16 protein-coding genes are annotated in these 16401 nt (G+C 53.1%); 6 read left to right on the top strand and 10 right to left on the bottom strand.

Going from position 1 to position 16401, the window contains the following annotated elements; translation table 11 throughout:
- Positions 1-3: 3 nt before the first annotated feature.
- The 6 genes from ispU to rpsB form a co-directional block, all read right to left on the bottom strand.
- Positions 4-762: a (2E,6E)-farnesyl-diphosphate-specific ditrans,polycis-undecaprenyl-diphosphate synthase gene (gene ispU, locus AC2FC2_RS14880; RefSeq protein ID WP_209639871.1), complete on the bottom strand. Its 759-nt coding sequence runs from the start codon at positions 760-762 to the stop codon at positions 4-6.
- Between the two features lie 278 nt (positions 763-1040).
- On the bottom strand, positions 1041-2237 hold the full coding sequence (ispC, locus tag AC2FC2_RS14875; RefSeq protein WP_265556466.1) for a 1-deoxy-D-xylulose-5-phosphate reductoisomerase: 1197 nt from the start codon (positions 2235-2237) through the stop codon (positions 1041-1043).
- A gap of 157 nt (positions 2238-2394) precedes the next feature.
- Positions 2395-2952: a ribosome recycling factor gene (gene frr / locus AC2FC2_RS14870; protein WP_209639865.1), complete on the bottom strand. Its 558-nt coding sequence runs from the start codon at positions 2950-2952 to the stop codon at positions 2395-2397.
- Between the two features lie 123 nt (positions 2953-3075).
- On the bottom strand, positions 3076-3801 hold the full coding sequence (gene pyrH / locus AC2FC2_RS14865) for a UMP kinase (RefSeq protein WP_004952223.1): 726 nt from the start codon (positions 3799-3801) through the stop codon (positions 3076-3078).
- A gap of 272 nt (positions 3802-4073) precedes the next feature.
- Positions 4074-4925 carry a translation elongation factor Ts gene (gene tsf, locus AC2FC2_RS14860; protein ID WP_209639862.1) on the bottom strand — a complete coding sequence of 284 codons (852 nt, stop codon included), beginning with the start codon at positions 4923-4925 and terminating at the stop codon, positions 4074-4076.
- A gap of 128 nt (positions 4926-5053) precedes the next feature.
- The gene (gene rpsB, locus AC2FC2_RS14855) at positions 5054-5779 is read right to left on the bottom strand and encodes a 30S ribosomal protein S2 (RefSeq protein WP_004952226.1); all 726 of its coding nucleotides are present in this window, start codon (positions 5777-5779) and stop codon (positions 5054-5056) included.
- A 357-nt stretch (positions 5780-6136) separates the two neighbouring features.
- On the opposite strand from rpsB, the gene map reads away from it, so the two are divergent.
- The 4 genes from map (at position 6137) to AC2FC2_RS14835 (ending at position 11127) form a co-directional block, all read left to right on the top strand.
- Positions 6137-6931, top strand: a complete 795-nt coding sequence (map, locus tag AC2FC2_RS14850) for a type I methionyl aminopeptidase (protein WP_209639859.1) — start codon at positions 6137-6139, stop codon at positions 6929-6931.
- A gap of 181 nt (positions 6932-7112) precedes the next feature.
- Entirely contained in the window at positions 7113-9740 is a 2628-nt protein-coding gene (gene glnD, locus AC2FC2_RS14845) for a bifunctional uridylyltransferase/uridylyl-removing protein GlnD (protein ID WP_416221892.1), read from the top strand.
- 43 nt (positions 9741-9783) lie between these two features.
- Positions 9784-10608, top strand: a complete 825-nt coding sequence (gene dapD / locus AC2FC2_RS14840; RefSeq protein ID WP_037418465.1) for a 2,3,4,5-tetrahydropyridine-2,6-dicarboxylate N-succinyltransferase — start codon at positions 9784-9786, stop codon at positions 10606-10608.
- Positions 10609-10737: 129 nt separating this feature from the next.
- Positions 10738-11127 (top strand): DUF3461 family protein, encoded by a 390-nt coding sequence (locus AC2FC2_RS14835; RefSeq protein ID WP_006318690.1) that lies wholly within the window; start codon positions 10738-10740, stop codon positions 11125-11127.
- Between the two features lie 81 nt (positions 11128-11208).
- Here the strand turns inward: AC2FC2_RS14835 and AC2FC2_RS14830 are convergent, their stop codons facing one another.
- The 3 genes from AC2FC2_RS14830 to AC2FC2_RS14820 are packed head-to-tail and all read right to left on the bottom strand — an operon-like array spanning position 11209 to position 12791.
- Entirely contained in the window at positions 11209-11658 is a 450-nt protein-coding gene (locus AC2FC2_RS14830) for a flavodoxin (RefSeq protein ID WP_209639853.1), read from the bottom strand.
- Positions 11659-11691: 33 nt separating this feature from the next.
- A complete protein-coding gene (gene truC, locus AC2FC2_RS14825) occupies positions 11692-12462 on the bottom strand; it encodes a tRNA pseudouridine(65) synthase TruC (RefSeq protein ID WP_209639851.1) in 771 nt (256 codons plus the stop codon).
- Entirely contained in the window at positions 12462-12791 is a 330-nt protein-coding gene (locus tag AC2FC2_RS14820; RefSeq protein WP_490659456.1) for a YqcC family protein, read from the bottom strand. The genes truC and AC2FC2_RS14820 overlap by 1 nt, the downstream gene beginning before the upstream one ends.
- 183 nt (positions 12792-12974) lie before the next feature.
- Here AC2FC2_RS14820 and AC2FC2_RS14815 point away from each other — a divergent pair, with 183 nt between their 5' ends.
- Positions 12975-14213 (top strand): MFS transporter, encoded by a 1239-nt coding sequence (locus AC2FC2_RS14815; protein ID WP_404760864.1) that lies wholly within the window; start codon positions 12975-12977, stop codon positions 14211-14213.
- A 617-nt stretch (positions 14214-14830) separates the two neighbouring features.
- On the opposite strand, the gene syd is transcribed toward AC2FC2_RS14815, so the two are convergent.
- On the bottom strand, positions 14831-15382 hold the full coding sequence (gene syd, locus AC2FC2_RS14810) for a SecY-interacting protein (RefSeq protein ID WP_490659455.1): 552 nt from the start codon (positions 15380-15382) through the stop codon (positions 14831-14833).
- Between the two features lie 63 nt (positions 15383-15445).
- Between syd and queF the strand changes: the two genes are divergently transcribed.
- A complete protein-coding gene (gene queF / locus AC2FC2_RS14805) occupies positions 15446-16291 on the top strand; it encodes an NADPH-dependent 7-cyano-7-deazaguanine reductase QueF (protein WP_490659454.1) in 846 nt (281 codons plus the stop codon).
- Positions 16292-16401: the final 110 nt, after the last annotated feature.

Below are 16401 nucleotides of genomic sequence, written 5' to 3'. Positions count from 1 at the left end.
CCCCTAGGACGCATTGGCGCCGATAGGTGTTGTTCCCCCGAAGCGACGCTCGCGTTGTGCAAATGCATTCAGCGCACCTTCAAAGACAAGTTCATCAAAATCAGGCCAGAGTACATCAGTAAAGTAAAGTTCAGCATAAGCAATTTGCCACAGCAAAAAGTTACTGATGCGATGTTCACCACCAGTGCGGATCACCAGATCCACCGGTGACAGGTCATTCATGCAGACCCGCTCACCCAGTAACTCTTCGCTAATTTGATCGGGATGCAGTACACCATCCTTCACCTGCTCAGCCAGTTCCCTTACTCCCTGAATAATATCCCAACGACCGCCATAGTTGGCAGCAATGTTGAGCGTCAGGCCATCGTTATTTTCTGTCAGTTGCTCAGAGCGATGGATCCGCTCTTGCAAACGCGTACTGAAACGGCTGATGTCGCCGATCACCCGCAATCTGACGTTATGTTTATGCAGGCTTTTCACTTCGCTATCCAGGGCACGGACAAAAAGCTCCATTAGGGCGGAGACTTCCTGCACCGGACGGTTCCAGTTCTCGCTGCTGAAGGCATAAAGCGTGAGCGCATCTAAATGGTTATTGGCGGCAAAGCTGACAGCACGCCGAACCGATTTCACCCCTGCTTTATGACCGAAGACACGTAACTTACCCTGACGTTTAGCCCAGCGTCCGTTGCCGTCCATAATAATGGCGACATGTCGTGGCCCCAGAGTGGACGGATTAGCCTCTTGTTGATTTGCGGACGACATAACTCGTACTTATTTCCTCAATAGAAATACAACTGCCCTTCCGGAACATCAGACCCTTACGCGCAAAAAAAGCCGTGTGCCCGACACGGCTTTTCAGTCTGCCCAGCAACAGCAGGGAATATCTGCTGCGCCATCGGCATTCGAGATGTCAATCAGGCCATAATTCAACGGTATAACCGCTGACAGGTGGCGCAGACTATACCACCTCAACCGGGCCTGAACAAACGGCCCCACTGCGGCACGCGTAATTTGCGAACAAAATAGGATAATTGCCGGTATCAGTTCCGCAGTGATTTAACGTATCCAACGGCAACCTCACGTGCCTGACGATCTATTTCTAAGACCGCATCAATGCACGTCGGTTCCTGCACGGATAGCCGCTCGACCACTTTTTGGTTCACTGCCGCAATATCGGTAAAGCGAATCTGCTCCTGCAGGAAAGCCGCCACAGCCACTTCGTTAGCTGCATTCAGCGCTGTTGTTGCTGCCTGACCCGCATCAAAAGCGTCAATAGCCAGATACAGGCAGGGGTAGCGCTCCCGCTCAGGTTCAGCAAAGGTCAGTGAGCCAATACGACAGAAATCCAGGGCTTCTACGCCTGAACTGATACGCTGCGGATATGCCATCGCATGGGCGATAGGAGTACGCATATCTGGCGTACCCAACTGAGCCAGCACGCTGCCATCAGCGTAACGCACCATTGAGTGGATCACCGACTGCGGATGCAGAATCACTTCCATTTGTTCGGCCGAGGCATTAAACAGCCAACGGGCCTCAATATATTCCAGTCCTTTATTCATCATGGTGGCGGAATCTACCGAAATCTTGCGCCCCATCGACCAATTAGGGTGAGCGCAGGCTTGATCCGGCGTCATCGTGGCGAACTGTTCCATTGGCGTAGTACGGAATGGGCCACCTGAACCGGTAAGCACGATGCGCGAAACACCATGACTGTCTAATGAAGAGTATCCCAACTGACGCTGAATGCTCTCAGGCAAACTCTGAAAAATCGCGTTATGCTCGCTATCCAACGGCAACAACTGCGTCTGGCTCTTTTGAACCGCATCCATGAACAGGCGTCCGCAGGTCACCAGCGACTCTTTATTCGCCAACAGTACCTGTTTGCCAGCACGAATGGCCGCCAACGTCGGCAGCAGCCCGGCAGCGCCAACAATGGCCGCCGTCACCTGATCGACATCGTCCAGCGCCGCCAATTCACAGGCAGCCTGTTCACCTGACATCACCTCGGTGGCAATGCCGTTCTCCGCCAGCAGGATGCGCAGCTCACGTGCAGCGCCTTCATCCGCCATCGCTGCATAGGCTGGACGAAATTCCATGCACTGTTGCGCCATGACCGCTACATTGCGGCCGGCAACCAGCGCTTTAATCGCGAAACGGTCGGGATTTTCCCTAACCACGGCCAGGGTACTTGTCCCCACTGAGCCGGTAGAGCCAAGAATAGTCAGTTGCTTCATGAGCTCACTCTGAATAACTGTCTGATGAGATCGGAGGTGATCCAGTGTGTAACCTTGGCCACCACTTGTCCATGATCAATCAGTACGATGAAACGGGATCTGCGCCACAAAAAACAAAGCGCCGCCCAGGCGACGCTTTTTTTCTGCGCGATGCTGATTAGAATTCCATCAGCTCTTTTTCTTTATCCGCTAGCGCGGCATCCAGAAGTTTGATGTACGCATCGGTCAGTTTCTGAACATCGTCCTGTGAGCGACGATCTTCGTCTTCGCTGATTTCTTTGTCTTTCAGCAGCGCTTTAACTTTATCGTTGGCGTCACGGCGAACGTTACGTACAGCCACACGGCCCTGCTCTGCTTCATTGCGTACGATTTTGATCAGGTCTTTACGACGCTCTTCGGTCAAAGGAGGCAATGGAACGCGGATCACGCTACCCGCTGAGCTTGGGTTCAGACCCAGGTCAGAAGACATGATGGCTTTTTCTACCGCAGAACCCAAAGAGCGATCAAACAGGTTGATTGCCAGGGTGCGGGAGTCTTCAACGGTCACGTTAGCCAACTGACGCAGTGGCGTAGCGGAACCATAGTATTCCACCATGATGCCGTCCAGGATGCTTGGAGAAGCACGACCGGTACGGATTTTATTGATTTGGTTTTTGAATGCTTCTACGCTTTTTTCCATGCGTGAATCAGCATCTTTTCTGATTTCATTAATCACGTTGCGAACCCTTGGAAGCTGGATACTTGGCAGGCTATACCACAGTATAGCCCGTGAATTTTACTCAAGGAGAGCGCACAACGCATAGCGTTACCCGCTCCCACTAAATTTGGCAGAACAGCCTTATTTGCTGATCAGCGTACCTTCGTTCTCACCCATCACCACCCGGCGCAGCGCACCCGGTTTGTTCATGTTAAATACGCGGATTGGCAAACCGTGATCGCGAGCCAGCGTAAATGCCGCCAGATCCATCACTTTCAGCTCACGCTCCAACACGTCTTGATAGGTAATATGCTCATACAGTGTTGCATCCGGGTTTTTAACCGGGTCAGCGGAGTATACACCATCCACTTTGGTCGCTTTCAATACCACATCCGCTTCGATCTCGATCCCGCGCAGACACGCAGCTGAATCGGTGGTGAAGAACGGGTTGCCGGTACCGGCGGAGAAGATCACCACGCGGTTATTACGCAGCAGGCTGATTGCTTCTGCCCAACTGTAGTTATCGCACACGCCGTTCAACGGAATTGCCGACATCAGGCGGGCGTTCACATAGGCACGGTGCAGTGCATCACGCATAGCCAGGCCGTTCATCACGGTAGCCAGCATTCCCATGTGGTCGCCCACTACGCGGTTCATGCCAGCTTGCGCCAGGCCCGCGCCGCGGAACAGGTTACCGCCGCCAATAACTACACCGACCTGAATTCCCAGTTCGACCAGCTCTTTAACTTCCTGAGCCATGCGATCCAAAACGCTAGCGTCGATACCAAAACCTTCTGCGCCTTGCAGGGCTTCGCCACTCAGTTTAAGCAGAATACGCTGATATACGGGTTTTGCATTGGTTGCCATGGAGTTCTGTCCTAAGAAGCAGTATTAGTATTGGGGATTTCAGCCGATGAAACGCGCCTGTGTTGAGTATAATGCCACAGGGCTTGCCACCGGTGTAATTCTGGCTGGATAGAATGGAACCGCCTGACGGCGGCTCCATTATACCCTTCATCTTTCACGTTGCCGCTGCGTTGGCTGCCGTCACTTACCCCAGTCACCTGGTAAACCAGGCTTCTGGGAGTTCGCTCAGTTGCCGCCTTGCCGCACCGCGAAATCTATCGGGTATACAGTCATTAAGACTGTTTGCTCATTGCTGCAACTTCAGCAGCAAAGTCATTTGCCGCTTTTTCGATGCCTTCGCCCACTTCGAAGCGGATGAAGTTAACAACGTCAGCGTTGTGCTCTTTCAGCACCTGGCCAACGGTTTTGCTTGGTTCGATAACGAAAGGCTGACCGGTCAGAGAAACTTCGCCGGTGAATTTCTTCATGCGGCCTTCAACCATTTTCTCAGCGATTTCTTTCGGCTTGCCAGACTGCATGGCGATGTCCAACTGAACCTGGTACTCTTTTTCTACTACTTCAGCAGACACATCTTCAGGCTTAACGAATTCTGGCTTGCTTGCCGCAACGTGCATAGCGATTTGCTTAACCAGCTCTTCATCAGCGCCTTTAGCCGCGATCAGAACGCCGATACGCGCGCCGTGCAGGTAGCTGCCCAGCACGTCGCCTTCCAGGGAAGCCACGCGACGGATGTTGATGTTTTCACCGATTTTGGCAACCAGCGCTACACGTTCTTCTTCGAACTGTGCTTTCAACACTTCAACATCAGTGATTTTGCCTGCAACAGCAGCGTCCAGCACTTTGTCAGCGAATGCCTGGAAACCGGCATCTTTAGCAACGAAGTCAGTCTGGCAGTTAACTTCCAGGATCACGCCGTAGTTGCCTTCGATCTTGGTTTTGATCACGCCGTCAGCAGCTACGTTGCCTGCTTTTTTCGCCGCTTTGATCGCACCAGATTTGCGCATGTTTTCGATTGCCAGCTCGATGTCGCCGTTGGACTCAACCAGCGCTTTCTTACAATCCATCATGCCAGCGCCAGTACGTTCGCGCAGTTCTTTTACCAGAGCAGCGGTAATATCAGCCATTTCTTTTTCCTCGGTTATCTCGCGTAGAGACAGTTCTCATTCAGATAAGCAAAGGGGGCCTATAAAGGCCCCCCTAACCAACATATTCAATACCTGGTTAATAAGGGCTCAGTGACGAGCTTGCCTTATTATTCAGCTTCTACGAAGCTTTCTTCCGCTTGAACGGCCAGATCTTGAGAACGACCTTCACGGACGGCGGCAGCAACGGCAGTCAGGTACAATTTGATTGCACGGATTGCATCGTCGTTACCAGGGATGATGAAGTCAACGCCGTCTGGATCGGAGTTGGTATCAACGATAGAGAATACCGGGATACCCAGGTTGTTGGCTTCTTTGATCGCGATGTGTTCGTGATCAGCATCGATTACGAACAGAGCGTCAGGCAGACCACCCATGTCCTTGATACCACCCAGGGAGTTTTCCAGCTTAGCCAGTTCGCGAGTACGCATCAGCGCCTCTTTCTTGGTCAGCTTGTCAAAGGTGCCATCTTGAGACTGGATTTCCAGATCTTTCAAACGCTTGATTGACTGACGAACGGTTTTCCAGTTAGTCAGCATGCCGCCCAACCAGCGATGGTTCACGAAGAACTGATCGCAGTTGTTAGCATATTCTTTTACCGCTTCGCTTGCTGCGCGCTTAGTACCAACGAACAGGATCTTACCTTTACGGGAAGAGATCTTGGTCAGTTCAGCCAGTGCTGCGTTGGCCATTGGTACAGTTTTTTCCAGGTTGATGATGTGAACCTTGTTACGTGCGCCGAAGATGAAAGGCTTCATTTTCGGGTTCCAGTAACGGGTCTGGTGACCAAAGTGTACACCGGCCTGGAGCATGTCGCGCATGGAAACAGTTGCCATGATTAAACCTCTATAGAGTTAGTTGGGGTTATGCCTCCACGTATCCCATAACGCCGACCCTGGCGGTGATAAATCACCTCAGGGCACCCCGGCGGATGTGCCGATACGTGTGTGTTATTTACACAAAGTGAGTGCAGTTAAAGTATTTTCGGCCTTTTCCGTCATTATCACAAGGACGAAGAGCGGATCTGCCGGCGCGCTTTATACCATAAACCCGCCCCCGACACCAACTTTTGTTACCGGCCAGAGGCTGCCAAAGAAATCAAATTTGGCAGCCTCTGGCCGGGCTGGTACCATAAGAGACTGCTTCTTATTTCTTTCTGTTGTCGTCGAGCACGACACCTGCGGACGAATTTCATGGCAATCTCAATTAAAACACCTGATGACATCCAAAAAATGCGCGTGGCTGGCCGATTGGCCGCCGAAGTGCTGGAAATCATCGAGCCGCACGTCAAACCTGGCGTGACCACCGGCGAACTGGATCGTATCTGTCACGATCACATCACCAACCAACAGCAGGCCATTTCTGCTTGTCTTGGCTACCACGGTTTTCCGAAGTCCGTCTGTATTTCGGTCAACGAAGTGGTCTGCCACGGTATCCCGAGCGATGACAAAGTCTTGAAAGATGGCGACATCGTGAATATCGACGTCACCGTGATCAAAGACGGTTTCCATGGCGATACCTCCAAGATGTTCATTGTTGGCAAGCCGACCATTCTGGGTGAGCGCCTGTGCCGCATCACGCAAGAAAGCCTGTATTTGTCACTGAAAATGGTGAAGCCGGGCATCCGCCTGCGCACGCTGGGCAAAGAGATCCAGAAGTTCGTCGAAGCCGAAAACTTTTCCGTGGTACGTGAGTACTGCGGCCACGGTATTGGCGAGGTCTTCCATGAAGAACCGCAGGTACTGCACTATGACGCCGATGACGGCGGCGTGGTGTTGCAGGCCGGTATGGCCTTCACGATCGAACCTATGGTTAACGCCGGTGATTACCGCATTCGTACCATGAAAGACGGTTGGACGGTAAAAACTAAAGATCGCAGCTTGTCGGCACAGTATGAGCATACTATTGTGGTCACAGATAACGGCTGCGAGATAATGACGTTGCGCAAGGATGACACCATCCCCAACATCATTACGCACGAAATGTAAGAGCTGCAACTGCGTCACTGCAGCTCGTTATATAGATAGGCTGGTATTAACCCGAGGGATTTCCAGTTGCGGCAAGGTAGCAACGGGAAAGATGAAGGGGATTACCGGCCTTTTTTATGGGCTGCGTACTATGTCTGAAAACTTCCGCCAACACGACACCTCGGTCATTCCACAACAGGCCATGCCAGAGCAGCCTGAATATCCCAACGCCTACGGCGATGAGGAGATTAACTGCATCGCGCTGAAACAGCGCCTTGAGCAGTTCCAACTCTGGCTCGCCGCGGCATTTAATGCCGGCTCCAGCGCGGAAAGCCTGGTCGCCGCCCGTAGCGACTTTATCGACCGTCTGCTACGCCGCCTGTGGGCCTTCTACGGCTTTAAAGATATCCCTGAAACCGCACTGGTGGCGGTTGGTGGCTATGGTCGTGGCGAATTGCACCCGCTTTCGGACATTGACGTGCTGGTGCTGAGTCAGAGCCGCCTGAATGAGCAGCAATCACAGCGTGTAGGGGAATTTATCACCCTGCTATGGGACCTGAAGCTCGAAGTGGGCCACAGCGTGCGAACGCTGGAGGAGTGCCTGTTGGAAGGGCTGGCAGACCTGACCGTTGCCACCAACCTGATTGAATCGCGAATGATCTGCGGTGATGTCGCCCTATTCTTGCAAATGCAGAAACACATCTTCAGCGATGGCTTCTGGCCATCCCCCAAATTTTTCCACGCGAAATTGGTTGAGCAACAGGAACGCCATCAGCGTTATCACGGCACAAGTTACAACCTTGAGCCAGACATCAAAAGCAGTCCCGGCGGGTTGCGCGATATTCACACGCTATTGTGGGTCGCTCGCCGTCACTTCGGGGCTACCTCACTGGATGAGATGGTCGGTTTCGGTTTCCTCACGCAGGCCGAGCGCAACGAACTCAACGAGTGCCAAAGCTTCCTGTGGCGCATCCGCTTTGCCCTGCATCTGGTGCTGCCGCGCTATGACAACCGGCTGCTGTTCGATCGCCAACTCAGTGTAGCGCAGCTGTTGCGCTACGAGGGGGAAGGCAACGAGCCCGTTGAACGCATGATGAAAGACTTTTATCGCATGACGCGCCGCGTGGGCGAATTGAATCACATGCTGCTGCAACTGTTCGACGAAGCCATCCTCGCACTGGACGCGACAGAAAAGCCGCGCCCGCTGAATGATGATTTTCAACTGCGCGGCGATCTTATCGACCTGCGTGACGAAACATTGTTTATCCGCCAACCTGAATCCATCATGCGGATGTTCTACCTGATGGTACGCAACCGCGATATCAAAGGCATTTACTCCACCACGGTGCGTCAACTCCGCCACGCGCGTCGGCACCTAAAGCAGCCACTGTGCAACATTCCAGAGGCTCGCGAACTGTTTATGGCCATTTTGCGCCACCCAGGCGCGGTATCACGGGCGCTGGTGCCGATGCATCGCCACAGCGTGCTGTGGGCCTATATGCCGCAGTGGGGCAAAATTGTCGGGCAAATGCAGTTCGATCTGTTTCATGCCTATACCGTTGATGAGCACACCATTCGCGTCCTGCAAAAGTTGGAAAGCTTTGCCGATGCGGAAACCCGGCCACGCCACCCGCTGTGTGTGGAGCTGTATCCGCGTCTGCCAAATCCAGAGTTGTTGTTGTTGGCCGCCTTGTTCCACGATATCGCTAAAGGACGTGGCGGCGACCACTCTATCCTGGGTGCACAAGACGTGTTGGAGTTCGCTGAATTGCACGGTTTGAACTCCAGAGAGACCCAATTGGTTGTCTGGCTGGTGCGTTGCCACCTGTTGATGTCGGTAACCGCACAACGCCGTGATATTCAGGATCCGACGGTTATTCAGCAGTTTAGCGCAGAAGTACAGAGCGAAACCCGTCTGCGTTACCTGGTTTGTCTGACCGTTGCGGACATCTGTGCCACCAACGAAACCCTGTGGAACAGCTGGAAACAGAGCCTGTTGCGTGAACTGTACTTTGCCACCGAGAAACAGCTGCGCCGTGGCATGCAAAACAGCCCGGATCTGCGTGAGCGCGTGCGCCATCACCGCCTGCAGGCCTTGGCCCTGTTACGTATGGATAATATCGATGAAGAAGCGCTGCACCGTATCTGGAGCCGCTGCCGTGCCGATTACTTCCTGCGCCACTCGCCTAATCAGTTGGCCTGGCACGCGCGCCACTTGTTGGCCCATGACTCCACCAAACCGCTGGTATTGGTCAGCAGGCAAGCGACGCGTGGGGGCACTGAAATTTTCATTTGGAGCCCTGACCGTCCGTATCTGTTTGCCGCCGTAGCCGGCGAAATGGACCGGCGTAACCTCAGTGTTCATGACGCACAAATCTTCACGAACCGCGACGGCATGGCAATGGATACCTTTATTGTGCTGGAACCCGATGGCAGTCCACTCGCCCAGGACCGTCACGCGGCGATCCGCCACGCACTGGTACAGGCCATTACTCAACGAGAGTATCAACCGCCGCGCGTGCGCAGGCCGTCCTCCAAGCTGCGTCATTTCAGCGTGCCGACCGAGGTCAGTTTCTTGCCAACCCATACTGACCGCCGGAGCTATCTGGAACTGACCGCACTGGATCAACCCGGCCTGCTGGCCCGGGTAGGCGAAGTATTTGCCGATCTCGGTCTGTCTCTGCACGGCGCACGCATCTCCACCATTGGGGAGCGGGTGGAAGATTTATTTATTCTTGCCGACAGCGATCGACGCGCCCTTAACCCGGAAACACGCAGAAAGTTGGAACAACGGTTGACAGAGGCCCTCAATCCAAACGATAAATTGTGATACAAGTAACTTTTTCGTAGACAACATCAGGACAGAGAACAGCATGCAGCAATTACAAAACGTTATTGAAAGCGCCTTCGAACGCCGTGCAGAAATCACTCCGGCGAACGCAGACACCGTAACGCGCGAAGCGGTAAACCAGGTGATCGGCCTGCTGGACAGCGGCGCCCTGCGCGTTGCCGAGAAGATTGACGGTCAGTGGGTAACGCATCAGTGGCTAAAAAAGGCCGTGCTGCTTTCTTTCCGCATTAATGACAACAAAGTGATGGACGGTGCAGAAACCCGTTATTACGACAAGGTGCCAATGAAGTTCGCTGATTACGATGAAGCGCGCTTCCAGAAAGAAGGCTTCCGCGTCGTACCACCAGCCACGGTTCGCCAAGGTGCATTTATTGCACGCAACACGGTTCTGATGCCTTCCTACGTGAATATCGGTGCTTACGTTGACGAAGGCAGCATGGTGGATACCTGGGCCACCGTCGGTTCTTGCGCGCAGATCGGTAAAAACGTACACCTGTCAGGCGGCGTGGGCATCGGTGGCGTTCTGGAGCCCCTGCAAGCTAACCCAACCATCATCGAAGACAACTGTTTCATCGGCGCACGCTCAGAAGTGGTTGAGGGCGTGATCGTGGAAGAGGGCTCGGTGATCTCCATGGGCGTATATCTGGGCCAAAGCACCCGCATTTACGACCGTGAAACCGGTGAAGTGCATTACGGTCGTGTCCCAGCAGGTTCCGTGGTGGTTTCCGGTAACCTGCCATCCAAAGATGGCTCTTACAGCCTGTATTGCGCGGTCATCGTCAAGAAAGTCGATGCCAAAACGCGCGGTAAAGTCGGTATTAATGAGCTATTGCGTACCATCGACTAAAATAGATATGGCGGGTGATTAACCCGCCATTTTTTTGTCTTCATTACGTGAGCTGTCACAGTCTCTGGCGTGGTTATTCGCCATAATCCCAGACCGTGGAATAAAGTCTATTTATAAGGTGGCGCTATTATGTATGACAACCTGAAAAGCTTAGGAATCAATCAACCGGAAGATGTCGATCGCTATAGCCTGCGTCAGGAGGCCAATAACGACATTCTTAAGATTTATTTCCGCAAGGACAAAGGCGAGTTCTTTGCCAAGAGCGTGAAATTCAAATATCCGCGCCAACGTAAAACTGTGGTAGCAGACAACGCCGGTCAGGGTTATAAAGAAATCCACGAGATAAACCCGAACCTGCGCTACGTCATTGATGAGCTGGATCAGCTATGCCAACGCGATCAGGTGGAAGTGGATCTGAAACGCAAAATTCTTGATGACCTGCGTCATCTGGAAGGTGTGGTCTCACACAAAATTGCCGAGATCGAATCCGATCTGGAAAAACTGACCCGCGGTAAATAAGCTGTAACTGTAGGGGCGCAGCATGCTGCGCCCGCATCAATCGGTGCGAATGTATTCGCACCCTACAGGCGACGGGTAATGCTATTTCAGCAATGTGCCCCACTGCTCGACCCACGGGCAAGAAACCACTTCCGGCTCAGGCTGTTCCATCGCATCAATTTCCAGCACTTCACCTACACGGGTTGCCCCCTGTTCCTGAAGCAGTGCATCAAATGCCCGCCCAGCGCCGCAGAAATTGTCATAGCTGCTGTCACCCAGCGCGATCAGCCCATAACGCAGTTCCGGTTGGTAACCGACCTGATCACGGATCGCATGGAACAAGGGTGCAATACTGTCCGGCAAATCGCCTTGACCCGTCGTGGAGGTAATCACCAATGCGTAGTGTTGACGGTAAAACTGCCAAGCCTCAAGCGTGCCCTCTTCAAACAGTTTGACCTCATGGCCCTGTTCGCTGAGGATATTTTCCGCTTCTTCTGCCACTAACAGCGAATTACCGTAGACCGTTCCCACGAAGATTCCAACCTGAGCCATTGCCCCTACTCCCTTACATACCTTTGAAAATGATCAACTATCCTGACCGCTCGTCAGGGGAAACTCAACCCTGGCAAGCTCAGGGATACTCTCTGCCCAGCCAAATTGTGACATGACACCCTGCCAAGGCTCATCCCAACGCGCAGAAAGAAGCAACGGCTCACCGGTCACCGGATGATTCAGTTGTAAATGGCTGGCGTGGAGCATCAGGCGTGAACAGCCGAAATGCTGAGCCATACCCCGGTTCTGACGCAGGTCGCCGTGTTTACTGTCACCGATGATCGGATGACGGATATGCACCATATGGCGGCGCAGCTGGTGCTTGCGGCCATTTTCCGGCTTCAGTTCGACCAGGCTATAGCGCGCACTGTCGTAACGCCCAATGGCCACCGGCATCTCTACCTGCGCCAGTGATCGATAATGCGTCACTGCTGGTTGTGGGCCTTTGTCCTTCGAGGCAAATTTGTCCGCAATTTTATCCAGCTCTTCCGTCAGCGGATAATCGATAGTATCGCCTTCTGGCACAAAACCACGCACTACCGCGTGGTAGGTTTTTTGCATTTGATGTTGTTCAAACTGCTGCGATAGCAGCCGCGCGACGTCGCTGGAGAGTGCCATCAGCAGCACACCGGAGGTAGGGCGATCGAGCCGATGTACGGTAAACACATGCTGGCCGATCTGATCGCGCACGGTCTGCATGACAAATTGGGTTTCATGGCGATCCAACCAACTGCGGTGCACCAACCACCCGGAAGGCTTGTTCACCGCCACCAAGTACTCATCCTGATAAAGGATCTCAAGCATTATTGAGGCTCTTTATTCAGCATGAGATCCAGACGCTGCAACTGTACCAGCAGCGGCATGCAGTTAGGTTCGCTATCTTTCAGCGCCTCTTCAAAGTAAGGCGCAATAGCGAAACGCGTCGGGAGAGGCGAACCGGCGTCCAACAACGCGTACATACGTGGTAGAAAGACCCATTGCAACCACGCTTCTGCCGACATGCTGCCTATGCAAAACGGCTCGGGGCTGGCGAAGGCTTCAGGCTCTGGCGGCGTGGCCTGCCACAGCGCCAACTCTCGCATTAACTGTTCAATCGCCTGCAAACTAAGGCGAACCTGATTTTGTATACTCATCTGCATTCTCGATCCGTTTAAACCATGATATTCAGCGGCGCGGCTGAAAGGCGGCAAAGCATAGCATTTTACTTTTTATAGCCCAAATCCAGCTGAGTGGATAACCTTCGAGCATTTGAACTGGTAGCCTACAGCACCGCACGGCACAATATACTCACCAAATAAACCACGCAGATTAGACAGATGCCCGCAACTACACCGATAAAAAATCACGCCACACCCGGCAAAGCCATGCTTGCCTCAGTCACCGGCTACGCGATGGACGGCTTCGACTTGCTGATCCTCGGCTTTATGCTGCCCGCTATCAGTATCGAAATGGGGCTGAGTTCTTCCGCCGCCGGTTCACTGGTCACCTGGACGCTGATCGGCGCCGTACTGGGAGGCGTGATTTTCGGCCACCTCAGCGATCGCTTTGGACGCATTCGGGTATTGACCCTCACTATCCTGATGTTTTCGTTATTTACGGGTCTGTGCGCCCTGGCGCAGGGATACTGGGATTTACTCGCCTACCGCACACTGGCGGGGATCGGACTAGGCGGTGAGTTTGGTATCGGCATGGCGCTGATCGCCGAAGCCTGGCCAGCGGAAAAACGTAATCGCGCCTCCGCTTATGTGGGCATGGGATGGCAACTTGGGGTGCTGGCAGCCGCGTTTCTCACGCCGTTACTGCTGACCCATATTGGCTGGCGCGGTATGTTCCTGGTTGGGTTGCTCCCGGCGTTGGTTTCATTCCTGATCCGCCGCACCTTGGGTGAGCCGGAGGAATTCGTCCACCAGCAACGTACCGGTGAGACATTGTCCTTCACTCAACGTATTAGGCTGCTGTTCAAGGACCGAGCCACCAGCAAAGCCAGCATCGGTATTTTTATTCTGTGCTCGGTGCAGAATTTCGGTTATTACGGACTGATGATTTGGATGCCAACATATCTGGCAAAAAACTTCGGTTTTTCGCTGACCAAGTCTGGTTTGTGGACCGCGGTCACGGTGATTGGCATGACATTCGGCATTTGGCTATTTGGCGTCTTGGCCGATCGCTTCACCCGCTGGAAGATTTTCGTCAGCTATCAGATTGGCGCCGTAGTGATGGTGATTGTCTACGCGCAGCTTAGCGACCCAACGCTAATGTTGTTTGCCGGGGCGCTGATGGGATTGTTCGTTAATGGCATGATTGGTGGCTACGGCGCGTTGATCTCGGATACCTACCCCGTTCAAGCGCGCGCTACCGCGCAGAACATCCTGTTTAATCTGGGGCGCGGCATTGGCGGTTTGGGGCCATTGGTCATCGGCGCCTTGGTGACCCAGGTATCCTTCACTGCGGCAATCAGCCTGCTGGCAGCGATTTACCTGCTGGATATTTACGCCACATTATTCCTGCTACCGAAAAAACAGGGTCATGGCGATACGCTGGGGGCAATTGGTTAACAGCTGAGATGAATGTGAACAGGGACAAGCATCTTTGATGCTTAAAGCATAACCAATATAAAAGTTGAGGGCACTGCGCTAACAGTGCCCTCGGTTCGTTTTATAGCAGTCCTGCTACACAGTGTGCTCCCTGCTCAATCCTTGAAAACTTTTCCTGCGGCCATCCTGACCAAACCGTCCTGGCGCTATCCTCTAACATCGTCCTGATGCGGTTCCTCAGCCTTCATGGCCCGCCAACCATCCTGTGCCGGCTCTCAATCTCCGTCCTGGAGGTGTCCCTGGTTTCAATCCTGAAACATCCTGGGCATCTCCTGACGCCATCCTTCGCTCTTCACTGAGCGCATCCCTTTCTTCGTCCTGAAGCTGCATCATCCTGATGCTTTCCAGCTCCACAGCGTCCCTTCCGGTAAACATAAGATCGCTTAATTATCTCTGGTTCACAAGGGCTTACTGGTTGGTTGACAGGAAATTAATACTAAGAGTTATCCTAAAGAAATTCTAACCAATTGATCTGGATAACAATAAAATCTGTCTAAGCCAGTGGCAGGGAAAAATTAAAAGCGATCTCTCACAGCCCGTGTGAGAGATCTCTCACACGGATTACGGTGAAATTAGCGTCAAACGCCCAGTCGAGGGCGCAATGCGTCGAGGAAATTCCCCAACGAAGCCGCCAACAACGTACGTTTATCACTCCCAAACTGTTCCAGCACCACGTTACCACTCACGTTGCACAACGAGACCAGGGTCATTTCTGATTCTGTGGTGGCCAGGAATAACGTTGGCGACAGTTTTAGGCGTTTTTGCGTCACCAGATGGCCGATCAGGTTTTCTTGCAGGCGAATAAAATCATCCTCGCTCCACACCTGCAGCAGTGTCACATCATGCTCACCGAACTGCGCGGTCATATCCCCCGCATACTGTTGGGTATAAAACAGATTGATGTCGGGTTGCAGACGCAGATCAAGCGCAGTCGCTACCTTTTCCAGCGTCGCTGCTGGGGTAAACGGCTGCGGCAACCATAGCGCCTCGTTATCCCGATTTTCTACGAGGCAAGGCGACGGCACGCCGTATAGATCTTGACTTGCTGGCGCATGACCGCGTTCTTGCTGCCAAAGATCAACATAGCGCTGGGTGAATTCACGCAGGGCGTGCGGTACATCATGGTCCATATTTTTTCTCGCATACGGTAAACTGGCATCCATTGTACCTATCTATGACCAAGGTGACAGCAGATGTCCTCATATCAAGATCATCATGCCCTTTCGGCATTGCCGCTAGGCAAAGCTACCGCGTATTGCGATCGCTACGACGCCACGCTGCTGCAGGCGGTGCCACGCAGCATGAACCGCGAGCCACTGGGTTTGTATCCCGGCAACCTGCCGTTTCACGGTGCCGATATTTGGACGCTGTACGAACTCTCTTGGCTGAACGACAACGGCCTGCCGCAGGTCGCAGTCGGTGAGATTAGCCTCAACGCCGACAGCACCAACCTGATTGAGTCCAAAAGCTTCAAACTGTATCTCAACAGTTTTAACCAGACGCCGTTTAGCGACTGGGAGACCGTACGCACTACCTTACAACGCGATCTTTCTCTTTGCGCGCAAGGTGAAGTCAGCGTCTCATTGTTCCGCGTCGATCAATTGGAAGGGAGCCAGATCGCCCGGTTAGACGGCGAATGTATCGATCACCAGGACATTCGCATCGATGATTACACGTTCAACGCGGATTACCTGAAAAATGCCGTCGGCACGCAACAGGTCGAAGAGCAACTTGTCAGCCACCTGCTGAAATCCAATTGCCTGATCACCAACCAACCCGATTGGGGTTCAGTACAAATCCATTATCGAGGGGCGCAAATCGACCGTGAGGCGCTACTACGTTATCTGGTGTCTTTCCGTCACCACAATGAATTCCACGAACAGTGTGTAGAACGTATTTTTAACGATTTGATGCGCTACTGCCAACCGCAGAGCCTGACCGTTTACGCACGCTATACCCGTCGTGGCGGGTTGGACATCAATCCATGGCGCAGTAACACTGACTTTGTCCCTTCACATGGCCGCCTGGCACGCCAATAGTGCGGAACATTGCTCAACAACTGAGCTAACGAGCGGTTTGTATTGGTAAAAAATAAGGGACGGCGGTAAGGTTAAATCAGGAGCACCGGGCATTCCGGTCGGGTCTTGCC

This window comes from Serratia sp. CoH_122_TC_1, from assembly GCF_058191755.1.
This window is presented reverse-complemented; position numbering and strand designations above follow the sequence as displayed.

Coding starts and splice junctions, on each gene's coding strand:
- ispU (WP_209639871.1), bottom strand. CDS start 762: ATGTCGTCCGCAAATCAACAAGAGGCTAATCCGTCCACTCTGGGGCCA.
- ispC (WP_265556466.1), bottom strand. CDS start 2,237: ATGAAGCAACTGACTATTCTTGGCTCTACCGGCTCAGTGGGGACAAGT.
- pyrH (WP_004952223.1), bottom strand. CDS start 3,801: ATGGCAACCAATGCAAAACCCGTATATCAGCGTATTCTGCTTAAACTG.
- tsf (WP_209639862.1), bottom strand. CDS start 4,925: ATGGCTGATATTACCGCTGCTCTGGTAAAAGAACTGCGCGAACGTACT.
- rpsB (WP_004952226.1), bottom strand. CDS start 5,779: ATGGCAACTGTTTCCATGCGCGACATGCTCCAGGCCGGTGTACACTTT.
- map (WP_209639859.1), top strand. CDS start 6,137: ATGGCAATCTCAATTAAAACACCTGATGACATCCAAAAAATGCGCGTG.
- glnD (WP_416221892.1), top strand. CDS start 7,113: ATGCCAGAGCAGCCTGAATATCCCAACGCCTACGGCGATGAGGAGATT.
- dapD (WP_037418465.1), top strand. CDS start 9,784: ATGCAGCAATTACAAAACGTTATTGAAAGCGCCTTCGAACGCCGTGCA.
- AC2FC2_RS14835 (WP_006318690.1), top strand. CDS start 10,738: ATGTATGACAACCTGAAAAGCTTAGGAATCAATCAACCGGAAGATGTC.
- AC2FC2_RS14830 (WP_209639853.1), bottom strand. CDS start 11,658: ATGGCTCAGGTTGGAATCTTCGTGGGAACGGTCTACGGTAATTCGCTG.
- truC (WP_209639851.1), bottom strand. CDS start 12,462: ATGCTTGAGATCCTTTATCAGGATGAGTACTTGGTGGCGGTGAACAAG.
- AC2FC2_RS14820 (WP_490659456.1), bottom strand. CDS start 12,791: ATGAGTATACAAAATCAGGTTCGCCTTAGTTTGCAGGCGATTGAACAG.
- AC2FC2_RS14815 (WP_404760864.1), top strand. CDS start 12,975: ATGCCCGCAACTACACCGATAAAAAATCACGCCACACCCGGCAAAGCC.
- syd (WP_490659455.1), bottom strand. CDS start 15,382: ATGGACCATGATGTACCGCACGCCCTGCGTGAATTCACCCAGCGCTAT.
- queF (WP_490659454.1), top strand. CDS start 15,446: ATGTCCTCATATCAAGATCATCATGCCCTTTCGGCATTGCCGCTAGGC.